This window comes from Nocardia sp. NPDC004711, from assembly GCF_053601595.1.
On record NZ_JBSGCB010000113.1, the window covers coordinates 1 to 12,200 of the forward strand.

At 66.0% G+C, this 12,200-nt stretch carries 15 protein-coding genes; 1 reads left to right on the forward strand and 14 read right to left on the reverse strand.

Annotated elements, in window-relative coordinates; translation table 11 throughout:
• Positions 1-17: 17 nt before the first annotated feature.
• From ACWEKS_RS47210 to ACWEKS_RS47270, 13 genes are all read right to left on the reverse strand, one after another.
• Positions 18-152 carry a hypothetical protein gene (locus tag ACWEKS_RS47210; protein WP_452346227.1) on the reverse strand — a complete coding sequence of 45 codons (135 nt, stop codon included), beginning with the start codon at positions 150-152 and terminating at the stop codon, positions 18-20.
• A gap of 309 nt (positions 153-461) precedes the next feature.
• On the reverse strand, positions 462-815 hold the full coding sequence (locus ACWEKS_RS47215; protein ID WP_452346228.1) for a hypothetical protein: 354 nt from the start codon (positions 813-815) through the stop codon (positions 462-464).
• Entirely contained in the window at positions 812-2,020 is a 1,209-nt protein-coding gene (locus ACWEKS_RS47220) for a tyrosine-type recombinase/integrase (RefSeq protein ID WP_452346229.1), read from the reverse strand. Before ACWEKS_RS47220 ends, ACWEKS_RS47215 begins: the two co-directional genes overlap by 4 nt.
• Positions 2,017-2,796, reverse strand: a complete 780-nt coding sequence (locus tag ACWEKS_RS47225; protein WP_452346230.1) for a hypothetical protein — start codon at positions 2,794-2,796, stop codon at positions 2,017-2,019. The genes ACWEKS_RS47220 and ACWEKS_RS47225 overlap by 4 nt, the downstream gene beginning before the upstream one ends.
• Positions 2,797-2,876: 80 nt before the next feature.
• Positions 2,877-3,224 (reverse strand): hypothetical protein, encoded by a 348-nt coding sequence (locus tag ACWEKS_RS47230; protein WP_452346231.1) that lies wholly within the window; start codon positions 3,222-3,224, stop codon positions 2,877-2,879.
• A 690-nt stretch (positions 3,225-3,914) separates the two neighbouring features.
• Positions 3,915-5,516: a hypothetical protein gene (locus tag ACWEKS_RS47235; RefSeq protein WP_452346232.1), complete on the reverse strand. Its 1,602-nt coding sequence runs from the start codon at positions 5,514-5,516 to the stop codon at positions 3,915-3,917.
• Positions 5,513-6,217, reverse strand: a complete 705-nt coding sequence (locus ACWEKS_RS47240) for an AAA family ATPase (RefSeq protein WP_452346233.1) — start codon at positions 6,215-6,217, stop codon at positions 5,513-5,515. Before ACWEKS_RS47240 ends, ACWEKS_RS47235 begins: the two co-directional genes overlap by 4 nt.
• 64 nt (positions 6,218-6,281) lie before the next feature.
• Positions 6,282-7,853 carry a Mu transposase C-terminal domain-containing protein gene (locus ACWEKS_RS47245; RefSeq protein ID WP_452346234.1) on the reverse strand — a complete coding sequence of 524 codons (1,572 nt, stop codon included), beginning with the start codon at positions 7,851-7,853 and terminating at the stop codon, positions 6,282-6,284.
• 138 nt (positions 7,854-7,991) lie between these two features.
• Complete coding sequence (locus ACWEKS_RS47250) at positions 7,992-8,168, reverse strand: hypothetical protein (RefSeq protein WP_452346235.1); 177 nt, start codon at positions 8,166-8,168, stop codon at positions 7,992-7,994.
• The gene (locus tag ACWEKS_RS47255) at positions 8,165-8,323 is read right to left on the reverse strand and encodes a hypothetical protein (protein WP_452346236.1); all 159 of its coding nucleotides are present in this window, start codon (positions 8,321-8,323) and stop codon (positions 8,165-8,167) included. The genes ACWEKS_RS47250 and ACWEKS_RS47255 overlap by 4 nt, the downstream gene beginning before the upstream one ends.
• 119 nt (positions 8,324-8,442) lie before the next feature.
• On the reverse strand, positions 8,443-9,201 hold the full coding sequence (locus ACWEKS_RS47260; RefSeq protein ID WP_452346237.1) for a hypothetical protein: 759 nt from the start codon (positions 9,199-9,201) through the stop codon (positions 8,443-8,445).
• A 106-nt stretch (positions 9,202-9,307) separates the two neighbouring features.
• Positions 9,308-10,357: a M48 family metalloprotease gene (locus tag ACWEKS_RS47265; protein WP_452346238.1), complete on the reverse strand. Its 1,050-nt coding sequence runs from the start codon at positions 10,355-10,357 to the stop codon at positions 9,308-9,310.
• Between the two features lie 119 nt (positions 10,358-10,476).
• Positions 10,477-10,920, reverse strand: a complete 444-nt coding sequence (locus ACWEKS_RS47270; protein ID WP_452346239.1) for a hypothetical protein — start codon at positions 10,918-10,920, stop codon at positions 10,477-10,479.
• Between the two features lie 435 nt (positions 10,921-11,355).
• Between ACWEKS_RS47270 and ACWEKS_RS47275 the strand changes: the two genes are divergently transcribed.
• Positions 11,356-11,643, forward strand: a complete 288-nt coding sequence (locus ACWEKS_RS47275) for a hypothetical protein (protein WP_452346240.1) — start codon at positions 11,356-11,358, stop codon at positions 11,641-11,643.
• Between the two features lie 147 nt (positions 11,644-11,790).
• On the opposite strand, the gene ACWEKS_RS47280 is transcribed toward ACWEKS_RS47275, so the two are convergent.
• The coding region (locus ACWEKS_RS47280) for a class I SAM-dependent methyltransferase (protein ID WP_452346241.1) at positions 11,791-12,200 on the reverse strand (410 nt) is incomplete at its 5' end.

A 12,200-nucleotide genomic window follows, 5' to 3' on the forward strand; every position in this document is an offset into this window, starting at 1 on the left:
GCGCGCTGCCGGTGAGGTCACCAGGTGGCCGTTTCCGGCTCGTCGAAGATCAGGGTGACCGCATCGGCGAATAGGGAGAATTCCCGCACGTCGGCATATCGACTGTTCGGGGTGAACGTGCGCAGGGTCCACGGATCGGGGGGCGTCCTCATCCCAACACAGCCGGTAACGCCGATGCCAGGCCGCTTGCTCACCCTGACCGTAGATGCGGGGTGAGGGTGATCTCGGCCTGGCACAGGGCCCGCACCGACCTCGCATTACGCCACCGCTATCCGCGTGGCGTGCAGGGGTCGGTGCCAGCACCAGCAGCCCACCGTGGCGATGGGCCGCTTTCACCTCGACTGACACGCTCAGGAACCTGTCGGACCCTTCGCCGGTCTGCGGGCTCCTCCAGTTATCGGGTTTGCGACGTCACCAGTCTCGCGCCACCAGCAGCAGGACGACCGCGTCGCGGCGGCCGGTCAGCGCGTCGGGCCAGCCGGTGACCGGCAGCCGTGCGATGAGCGCGTCCGCGTGCGTACGCAGGCCCGCCAGGCGTTGCGGCGGCCGGGATTGAGCGCGCGGCGTACCGCTTCGGCGGCACCCGGAATTGGCATTTGCTTGGCCTTGTGGGCTGCGTCGAGGGCGCTGACGCGGCCGCGCTGGGTGGCCGGGGTGCCCGGGTTCTCGGCGAGGTAGGCCAGCACGGTGTCGGTTGTGGTCGGCAGCGCGGGCAGTTCCGCGGCCGCCGCCCGGCACGCGAACTGCCGCCACTCCCGCGCCTGCTCACCTCGCAGGCCCGGAATCCGCACCGGGGCAACCGATATGCCGGTCATAACCCGGTGTCGACGTCGGCGCTGCGCTGGGCGCGGCGGCGGTCGTAGCGCAGGGACGTCTCGGGGCGCTTGTGCCCGAGCAGCGCCATGACCTCCTCGACCGTGGCGCCGTCGTCGAACATCTGGGTGGCCACGCCGGCGCGCAGGCTGTGCCCGCGGCGGGGCCCGATCCCGGCGGCGAGGGCGCGCTGCCGCACGATGGTGTCCACCGACCGGCCCGAGAGCGCGGCGTCGGGAGCGTGGGGAAGCCCGCCGTTGGACACGGCCCGGAACAGGTACGCGCGCGCCCGTCCGGTCAGCCAGGTGTCCCCGTCGCAGCAGTGTTCGGCCGGATCGCCGGTGTCGCGGCGCAGCAACTGTTGCACGGCGATGGACACCGCATCGGTGACCGCGTCCGCGTCGCGCCCGCGGGCGGTGACGGCGGCGGCGTCGGCGGCGTTGAGTACCGCGATCCAGCGGGCCAGCGCGCACCAGGTGCAGTAGCGGCCGTTGCGGGTGCTGCGCGGCCGGTAGACGTATTCGGTGCTGTCCTGGTGGGTTTTGCCGCCGCGCAACCGGATTCGCAGTCGCGGCTGGTGTTCGGGGTTGTCCTCGACGATGTTCAGGTCGCCGAGCTTGAGTCCGGCGGCTTCGCTGCGGCGGCGGCCGAAGTTGTAGGTGAGCAGGATCAGCGCAATGTCGCGGCGCGCGGCGACCTGCCGACGCCAGGTGCCCGCACCGGCCCGGGCGGCGTCGACCATGGCCTCGACGTCGGCGGCCACGGCGGCCGGGGCCTGGTTGTCGGTCTCGCCCGCCTCGACGCGGGACTTGTTGATGCCGCGGCGCACGGTGCGCGCGCGGGCGTCCATGGTCGGATCCGGGAGTCCGGCCTGGGCGTGCTTCCACGCGATCGCGGCGCGCAGCACCTCGAGCGAGCTTCGCGACGCCGGGCGGTCGGGGTCGTCGGCGGCGGTGACCAGGAACCGGTTGATGACGCGGGTGCTCGCTGGCAGCGCGGTGTGGCCGTGCTCGTCGCACCACCGATCGAAGCGGTTCCACGCCCAGGTGTAGGTGCGCACCGTGTTGTCGGCGTCGGCGGCCGCGGCGTAGGCGGCGACCCGGGCGTCGAGCTCGTCGTCCTCGGGCTCCGCGACGTCGGGCACCACATGCAGCGGTGGGCCCTCGGTGCGACGATGACCCCGCCGGGCGGCGGTGGGCCGGTTCATCGTTCGAGTTCCCGGCGCAGCTCCTCGAGCCACCGCAGGGTTTCGGGGTGACCGGCTTCGATATCGGCGCGGCCGTCGCGGTACCCGAACAGGTCGGCGGCGAGGGTGCCCAGCACGGTGGCGGTCGTTTCGCCCGTCGAGGTGAGCTCGTCCTGATCCCGCAGCAGGTAGGCGACCTGTGCAACCTCCTCGCTCGACCAGTTGTAGCGGTAATCGTCGAATCCGGACTCCCGCACCAGCCGCGCCCGCCGCAGCAGATCTTCGCGGCGGGCATCGCGCTCCTCGGGGCTGGGACGGTGCGCCTTGATCTGCTCCCAGCTCAGCGGCTCGTCGTCCTGGTCGTCGCCGTCGAAGTGCAGGCCTTGGTCGAGCGCGGACCCCGCGATGGACAGCTGCCGTTGCAGCGCGGCCAGGGCGGGCGCGGCCTCGCGCAGCGCGGCCGCCGCCGTGGCGGCGTGGGTCTGCGCGGTCGTTCCGTCCGTGGCGCCGGTGCGCACACGCGGGCCCCCGGCGATCGTGTCGGCCCACCGGGCGAACTGTTCGACCAGTTGCGGCATCTTGTCGACCGCGCCGGCGAAACGGCGGACCACCCGGGCGCCGTCGCCCGGTTCGGGCAGCGTGCGCAGCGGATTGCTGATGGTGGCGTGGTTGGCGTAGCGCAGCCCTTCGTCCAGGGCGGCCATCAGCTGGCCCAGCGCCTCGGCCGTGTAGGGGCCCTGCAGGGGCCAGGTGGTGTGGATGACGGCTTCGCCGTCGAGCGGGGTCGCGCGAGACATCGGCGGATCCTTCCGGAACAGGTGGTTGCTGCTATCGGGCGAGTTCGTGGTCGGCCAGTCCCCCACCTTCTCGTCGGTCCTCACGATCGCTCCCCCGCATGCGGGGCACCGACCGCGGGCGAACCCTTCCCCAGGGCGGCACCGGCGCCGGTGAGGGCCCGGTACTCGTCCTCGGTGAGCCGGGGGTGAGGATCGCCGGTCAGCAGCTCGCGGGCGAAACCGCCGGCGGTGGCCGTGGGGTCCGCCTCGAGCGCGGCGTGCAGGCAGACGCGGGCCCGGGCGGCGAGCCAGGCCGCCACCTCCGGCGACGGGGTCGGCACCAGTTCCCTGTCCAGCACCAGGCGGACGGTGCCCGCGTCCCAGCTGAGGCCCAGGACGCGCGGGTCCGGGCGGTCGAGATGCGGCGCGGTCTCCCCGATGGCGCTCATGCGGTTCCCTTCGAAGGTCTCGCCACACCACCGGAGGCCTGCCGCCACGTGACGGCCGGATCCCCCGGGGGTGCGGCTGGTGTGGTGCAGCCCCGCGCCGGGCTCCGGCGGTTCGACCACGTCAACGCCGAAATAGTACCCCAAATTCTTGCCCTGACATGGTCTTCGGCACATTTCCCTTCCGTTAATGCGCCTTATCGGACGCTAACCTGAACCGATTACGAAAACTGGGCGCGTCAATCAAGATTGACATCCAAGATGCTGAGAGGTGTGAGAGGCGACACGAAAATGTCAGTGCGCTGACCTGCGATTCGTCACCCGAATGTCAGTGCGCTGACCTGCGGATTCGTCAGTGAATGTCAGTAGTTCTCGTCACTGGCATGTCAGTAAACGGGTGGTCGCGACCTGCGGTTTTCCAGCTCGGGAAGGTGGGTGCGGGATTCGTCATCGCGGATGTCAGCGGACGTCGGATTGCCCGCGTGATGGCGCTGAGCTGGCGTTTCCTGTCTGACCGCCGATAAGCGCAGGTTCTCGCTGTTTACCGGGGCCGAGGGCCCTCATGGCGAAACCCCGGCGATCCGGTCCACTTGAGGATGGCCGTGCGATCGTTCGGGGCTCCAAGGCCCGAGCATACTCGGGCTGCCGCAGGACGAGAGCGAACCCATCCTCCCCTATTCGTCCCTGGACCTATCACGATTTCCGCCCCTTCCGTTCGTCGAAACGAAGCTCGAAAGGGACCGGCCGATGTGCGTGGGCAGCGCGAGCTCTGCGTGTCCGCCGCAGGACCGGGACTTCCTGTTCGGTGGCCGGTGGGCGGCGGGTTTCGTGTGGTGCGGTGCTCGGGTGCTCTTGGAGTGTCAGCGCGTAGCGCAGGTCGGCGTCATCGTCGGGGCGTAGTCGCGGCCAGTGGCGGTAGGCGGCGGCGTTGGCTACCCAGGTGTGGTCGTACGGATGGCGGGCCGGCAGCAGGATTGCGCAGGCGTCGGCGGAGGCGCGCACGGTGCGACCGTAGGCTCCCGTGCTGTCGATGAGCAGGCCCTTGGTCTGCGGGTCGGTGAGATGGAGGTAGGTACGCGCGGCCGACAGCAAGGGCCGGGCGTGCGTCGGCACCGCGAAGACGCGCTGGCCCTGTGGCCCGCTGGCCATCCAGGAGCCGTCCTCGGCCATGTGGTCGCCGCGCAAGGTCGTCAGTTCCCCCGGTAGCGCTCCGGTGAACGCGGTGACCGCGACGGCGGCGGCGCGGACCGTGCTGGCCAGTCCGGCCCGGATCTGGGCGGCCAGTTCGGCGGTGAACGGGATGGTGGTCAGCCCGGGACCGACCGCGCACGGCAGGTTGCGTAGCTCCAGGTACCAGCCGTGCAGCCAGAACGCGGCTTGCGCGCCACGCAGCCGGGTGATCGTGTAGTTGGGTCCGGGGCTGTCGGCGATCAGCACGCTCAGGGTCCGGCGCAGCCATTGCAGGTCGGTGAATCGGGGAGATTCGTCGCCGGAGGCTACGTGCTCGGCGAGGAAGTCGTGCACGGGTCCGTGTGGGCGGCGTCGGCGCAGTCGGCCGAGGTGTGGGCGGTCATCGCCGAGATCGGCGCGCTCGCGCCATGCGGGCTCGATGTAATGGTCGTGGTTGCTGGCTGAGGCGCCTTCGTGGTCGGCGAGGGCGTGGCACACCGTGTGCATGCTGTGGAGGTAGACGGTGTCGATGCGCTGGAATTGCCGGTGCTCGAGGCTGCGGGCCGCTGTGGCGCGGAATTCGGCCAAGTCCACCCACGGCACTCTCGGGAGGTCGCCGTGGTCGGTGACCAGCCAGGGCCGATGCCGACGGCGGGGCTTGAGTACGTCGAGCAGCCCGGTCAGGTCGGCACTGACCTGGTGGGGAATCCCGATCAGGTCCAGTTCGGTGGCGGTGTCGGCGTTGCACGCGTGCCAGACGAGCACCAGATGGACGCCGGTGAGCCAGCGCAGTTGCAGCAATCGGGCGCGCTGCGGAGCGCGGAGTCGGTGGGCGCGTAGCACGACCAGGTGGGCGATCTGGTCGGCGATCAACCAGGCCGCCAGTGCGTGCCAGACGGCGTCTCCTGCGCTGACGCGTTCGTTGGTCAGCCGGGTGACCGAACGTCCCAGCGCGGCAACCACATCCGCGCCAAGCGCGCTGACGCCGCTGGGTCCGGGGGTCGGATGGACCACGACCACGCCTGCGACCGGGTCGTGTGCGTCGAGCAGCCCGCGGGTGATGGTGACGTCGTCGGAGGGGTCCAGCAGCACGGTGACCGGCCCTCCGGTGTCGGCGAGGGTCATTCGGTGCGGCCGGACAGTTTGGAGAACACCCAGCCCAAAACCTCCCGGTCGACCTGCTTTCGGTCCAGCCGAGTCAGTGCGCGCACGGTGTGGGCGGTCACCGCCGCCCAGGACCGGAAGTTGCCGTGCCCGGCGTGTGCGTCGGCGAACGCGATAATCTCGGGGGTGGCGTTCTCCCACACCGGATGGAAGGCAGGGATCACTCGTAGTACCTGCTCGGGGGTCATGCGCCGGAACTCTTGCCAGACATACACTCTCGAACTCAGCATCGGCTCGCGCGAAAGCACTCGGTAGCAGTCACCACCACCGACGAACACGATCGCGATGTCGGTGCGCCGGTCATCCCATAAATGACGCCAATATTCGAAACACTCCCGCGAGAGCCACTGCGCCTCATCGCAGACCAAGACCCTGAACTTCTCGGACAACACGTCTTTGAGGAGCTTGTCGAACTCGATCGGCCGCAGTGGCGGCGTCCCGCCGACACCGAGCGCGTCGAACAAAGTATGGCGGATATCCCTCGGGGTGGGTCGCGCCCGGAATTGCACTCGGCACACCATGTCGCGGGCCAGTTCGCGCAGAGAAGCGTTGACGCTGAACGTCTTTCCCAGCCCGGCATCGCCGTGGACACACATCATCGCTTTCGCGTCGATGACGTCGGCGATGTTGTCCTTGGTCAGCATCAGCGCTTCGGTGGCCACGATATGGGCCCCGGGGAGTGCGAGGAAGTGATCGGCTTGGGTGTCGGTGACTTCGGGTCCGGGGTTACGGGGTATCGGCGTCACCGTGGTGCCTTTCTGCGCGGCGCGCCAGCTCGTCCAGGTCGATGGGGCGCACCCAGCCCGCTGGTGGCGGGGACAGCGGGATCAGGTCGGGGCGCGCGTACCGTGCCATGTCGGCGACCTGTTCGGCGGCCAGTTCTGCGGTGGCCTCGGCATGGGTCATGGTGTCGAGCCGCTTCGCCGGTTCCGGCACGGTCACCGCCGCGTACCGGCTGCGACGCTTGCGTTCGGCGGCGGCGAGTTCGGTGCGCAGCCGTGCGGCCTTGCGGTCGCGGGCGCGTCGGACCGCGGTGCGGGTGTCGGGTGAGGCTTGGTCGGCGAGTTCGGCGGTGCCCAGGTGGACGCCGGTTTCGGCGTCGAACACCTCGATCTCGGTGCTGTGGTGGGGCATGTAGCGGATGCGGACCGTGGTGCCGACGCGTCCGACCATCCAGTCGGCGACGTAGTGGCGGCCGCGGCCGAATCCGACGCCCTTGGTGGTGATCTTGCGGCGCGCGCGGTCGTCTTCGAGGGTGAACATCCACAGTTGGCTCTCCCCGATGTCGTGCACCGGGGTGGGATCCTCGAGCCATGACTCCAGCGGCGACAGACCGTCGAGCCGGTCGATCGGATGTTTGGTGTTCCACTCGTCGATCCAGTCCAGTACCTCAGCGACAAAGGCTTCGAAGGTGAGGGCGGGCTGGTCGGGATCGACTGGGGCGCCATTGAGTTGGGTTTGGCGGTGGGTGTAGCACGGGAGTCGGGCGAAGAGCATCTCCTCGACCGCGCCGTTGACCATCTCCACCGTGCCTTTCAGATACGGGGTGTACCCGGGTAAATCGATGACCCGGACCGCGAACGCACCCAACGCCTCGGCCACGGTGCGGGACAGGAAGTCCTTGCCCTGGTCGATGCGCACCACACCGGGGAGCCCTCCGGCCGGTCCGAACGGCGGCCGCCGCAGCACGGCGGCGCGTAGCGCGGCGAGGATGCTGGCGCGGTTGGGGGCGTGTGGGGTGATCGCCGCGCCGAGGATGACGTCGTGCATGGCGTCGACGAACCAGGTGACCCACGGTTTGACCAGGATTCCGTCCACGTGGACCTGCACCGGAGCTTCGACATGGTCGGATTCCCAGGCGGCGTTGCGGTGGGTGGGAGGGCGTTTGAGGAAGACGTCGAACTTGCGGCGTGCTCGCTCGCCGTGCCGCAGTCCGGCCAGGTCGCCGGGCGGCACATCCGAGCGGATCGCGCGGTGCAAGGTCGCCAGGCTCGGTGCGGGTGGGCCGCCGTCGCGGGCGTGCTCGAGCAACTCGCGATGCAGGGCCGAGGCGTTGCCACGCCAATACGCCAGGCGCACACGCAGATCGGCGTCGATCTGGAACCGGCCGCGCGGCGGCGCGGCCGGTTCCGGTGGCGTGCGTCCAGCCTGCACCCACCGCCACACGGTGCGCTCGGTGACGCCGATGGTGTGCGCGGTGAGCCGGACGTGTTCGCTGGTCAGCTCGTCGGCCTGATCCAGGACCGTCAGTCGGTGCGCTGCGGCGCGCCGCAGCGCGCGCACGCTCGCCTCGACCATCGCTACGGTCCTTTCGAACCTCGTTGGCCCGCACGGAACACCGGCGAGCCTCACTGACAGCTCTCGATGGCATTGGACCACGATCACCGCGGCGGTGCGCGGCGGTTTACTGACATTTCTCGTGACGAAGTCCAGCGGCTAGTCGGCGGGCAGGATGTAGGCGCGGGCGAAGTGAGTGCCGATCTCGGCGGAGTGGACGTGCCCGGCGATGGCGTGGTCGCCCTGGACGGCGAAGGTGGCGTGGATGTGGGCCTTGCCGTTGCGGATCTCCCCGCAGCCGTGCATTTCTCCGGGAATGCGGCAGCCGCTGATCACGTCTTGTTTCGCGTCGTGGGGGGCATGGTGGACGCGGCGAAGGAATCGGCCGCGCCGATCAGGGACACGATCGCCGCTTCGGCGATCCCGGCCGCTTTCGCCTGCGCCTCAATGGATTCGATCAACTCGCCGTCGGTGATCTCGAAGATTCGCATGCCGGGCCACGCTAGTGCACGGCCCGAGCCACAGGGGTTTTCCGGAGTTTTCACCCTACCCGCCCAGCAGCGGCGCCCGTCCGCGAGACCGACTCGCATGCAGATTCACAGCACCTATCTCATTTGTTTTGAATCTGTTTCGACTTGCGTTGCGCCAGAAGGATACGAATCCGGAGGCCGGCGGCAATAATGAGGCTCGAAGAAAGACCGGATATGACGGCATTTCCAAGTAGCACCATCATAAACCCTAGATCGAAGCCAACAAGTAGAGTAATCAGTCCCATTATAGCCAGCCCGGCGAGCATCGATGCCACCACGCCAGTCACGATCGGAGACGCTCGATTCAAATGCGAGACAACCCCGGCCGCGGCACCTCCAAAGAATGCAGGTATCGCATTTACGATCGCAATGTCCCCGGGGTTGGGTTCATTATGAAATGCAAGTAATTCGCCTCCGGTGACTCGCGCGGCAGTAAGTACACCAAGAACTGGACCGGCAATTAACACCGCTACAAGAATTCTCTCTGCCGAGAATATGCCGCCTGCCCAAAAGTGCCATCCTGACGCTAATCTTCTACACAAGGGAAGGATTAGGATCAGCAAGATACCGAGGAGGGGCGGCACAACCGTACCCCAGAAGTTGTCCCACATTAGTTGCGGGACTCCCATTAACAATTCTATTGGCGAAGTAAGTATTACGGGTTTTATCGCAACTATTTGTCCCGAATATGCGGCTATCGCCATGTAGTCAACACGGTAAGCACCTCGTGCAAATAAGAGCACTGTTATTGCTACCGTGGCGACAGGAGCTATCGCCGCGCGAGCAGGATTCGCTGAATATGCAACCTTGAAAGACCAAGAATCTACAGCCCATTCCACCCAGAATCCTAGGAGCCACCCTATTGCCGAAAGAGTCAATAGGCCAACTAGTTGCACATACACGGGAAACGCAGGGAACCCCACGACTAGGTGGTCCAGAAGTCTACTAGGCGCTAAGGCTGCACCGAGCGGAAGACCTATCGCCAGCCCGATCCGGCATATGGGTATGGTATGAATAATCGCCGGTGCTTCGAGCGAAGACTGACCATCTTAGTGCGCGCAGACTGAGCGCGACGGCCAATACCAGCGCGAAAAGCTCGGCGGGCCAATAGAATTGATCATTCCGGTCAATCGCTGTTGCTGATGTAGCGGGGTCCATCGCAAAAGAAAAACAAGCTCCAAGGACAACTGAAAACAACAGCCCTGGTTGGATCAGCGGGCTAACATTGCTCAATGCAGCAACTCGTACTGTCGCGCTTGGATGGCTTTTGCGTAAGATCTCCATCGGAGACAGTCGCCTAGTTTGTCTGACCGATTCAAACAATTCACGAAGTGGCATGCAATCTTGACGCCACTCCACGACTCGGGCGTCCGCGTACAATTCACGAGACCGAAGGACCGAGTAGCGCGTTACCCCGGCAAGAATGGCCAAACCTATAGTCTGAGCCGCCAGAATCCACGGTGCTACGGGCCAGAAAGGTCCAGGAGTAGCTCGTTCGATGACCTGCGTTGGGATACCCCCGAGTAGAACGCCGAACGGAAAATCCATCAAAAGCCTGGGAAGTATCACGACAATGACAAATGACCGCCATAACGCAAGAGTGAACGACGTGATGCCCAAATCCCGGTTGCGCACATGGGCCAATTCGTGCAGAACTACTGCTTCGAATTTCTCTCGATCATTCTCAAAGAGACCTATCAGGCCTCGGCTCAGAACGATATAACTACGCCTAATACCTCCAAAAGCCAGTCCGCTGATTGCAGGATTTACAATATCCAACAGGAAATACACACTGCTGTTGGGGGTGTATTCATTAGCGAGCTGCCGGAGTGTGGTGCCGAGGCCGGGGACGGCAACGGCGTCTACCGATCGCAGCTTTCTCCTCCAAATTCTCCAAGATGGTCCGATCCAGTATTGTATGGCCGCCACGAATAACAAGGTGACACTGCACAGTAGTATTCCCGGTCGCGCATCGTGGCCGCGATGGAAAGGCATGTCGAATATTCCTGGATGCCACCCAGCTGTCGAGGAAAAAATGACACTTACTAATAGTAAGAATGCTGACCCTGTGGCGGAGATCAGAAAAAATGGCGATCTGGTCTGGTCCGGTGACTTCACGGCTCGTGGGTGCCCGTCTCCAACTCGCTGATTAGAGCATCTACCAGGGCGTCAGCCTTCGCTTCGCTCATTCCAAGCTCTATCGCTTTCGATCTCGCCGAATCGCGGATCAATTCTTCACGATAATTCGGCGACGAAGAATTCCCCGGCGTGTTTGTCGACCGGTTCCGCTTCCTAGCAAAGAATCTCCGTGTCCATCTTGAAATTCCGCCATTCAGGTCATCAATAACAGCGGTTACTACGCCAGACACGACCGCCGTGACCAAGAGGTCCGATACCTCCGGAAGGCCTAGGCCGAGCGGCTCCTCCCGGCTCTTACTTCGCCGTCCTGGATTGCGGCCCAAGGCTTGCCAGGTCACGTCGAAAAGAGGAAGCTCGTCCGGGGCAATGCGTGTTACTACTTTCCGCCCCAATTGCTTCCGAAAATCCTCATCAGTCATTCCTGCTTCCCCCTCCGGTCCAAGCCGTCTCGAATAGTCAACGGACACAACGTTCTTCATCGTACGGGCATCAACTGGCTCGTGGGTATAGCATCTACAAGCCGCCCGGTATCGAGACCAATCGGTGTGCTACGTGGCATGGTGAGCTGGCAGGCCCTGCAAAGTCATGTTCAGCGGGTGAACACATATCAATACTCGAGGCGACACCCAGGTCTTACTCACCGCGGCTGATTCCGAGGGCTTGGTCGTGACGCCACCCTCCGCTCCGCGCGCTCGCGGGGCAACGACGCTGCCGGCATGATTCGCTCCGACGACCCTGCCAGACCTCCACTGACATTCTTCGCGACGAGAAGCTGCTGACATCGCACTGACGAGTCGCAGCGCCGCACCGGCCTGCTGTTCCTGACCGACCGCCGAGCGAAACCGCATGTGGCGGTGGCCGATACCGACCCGGGCAGCGGGCGGGGCCGGCTGTCGTACCGGCGTGCGGCGGAACTGTTCGAGCAGAGCACCGCGGAGTTCACCGGCGGCCCGTTCACGCTGCATCAGCTGCGGCACTCCCGGTTGACCCATGCCGCGGAGGACGGCGCGTTCACGCCGATGCTGATGACGCTGTCCGGGCATACCTGGGTGCGGTCGCTGGCGAAGTACGCGCGGCCGGGCAGGGACGCGCTGCTGGCCTGGCAGGCCCAGACCGACCCCGCCGCCCGGCGACAGCGGTGAGCGCAGTTCAGCGATCGAACCGGCCACCCGGGGTGAGGGTCGGTCTGCGACACCGGGAGCGAGTGCTCCGGTTGCCAGCGGGCGTAGGGGTGTTCGGGTGAGGCGGTGATGACATCGCGCCTGGAATCGGCTCGCGCCGCGCGCGTGTCAGCGGGCAGTCAGCGAGAACACCACGAACTGGGGGTGACGAGTGAGATGCCGGTAGGCATCTGGTGCTCGGTCGGCCATTTCGGGTTGCGGGGCTGGTTCGCTGATGTCTTCGACACGAAATCCGGAGGCCGCGAACGCCGCCAGCATGGCGCGCAGCGGCCGGTGCCAGAACCGCATACTCATCGCCCGGCCATCACGGACCCAGTCCTCGGTGAAGGTGTAGGTGCCGAAGTAGTCGTCGCTGCCGCTGATCCGCATGTCCATGAACGGATGGTGGGTCGATGCGACCACCCGACCATTGGGGGCCAGCATGCGATGGAACTCCCGCAGCGTGGGTTCCCACTCTCGCAGGTAGTGCAGGACCAGTGAGGACAACACCAGGTCGAACGCATTGTCGGGCAACGCCA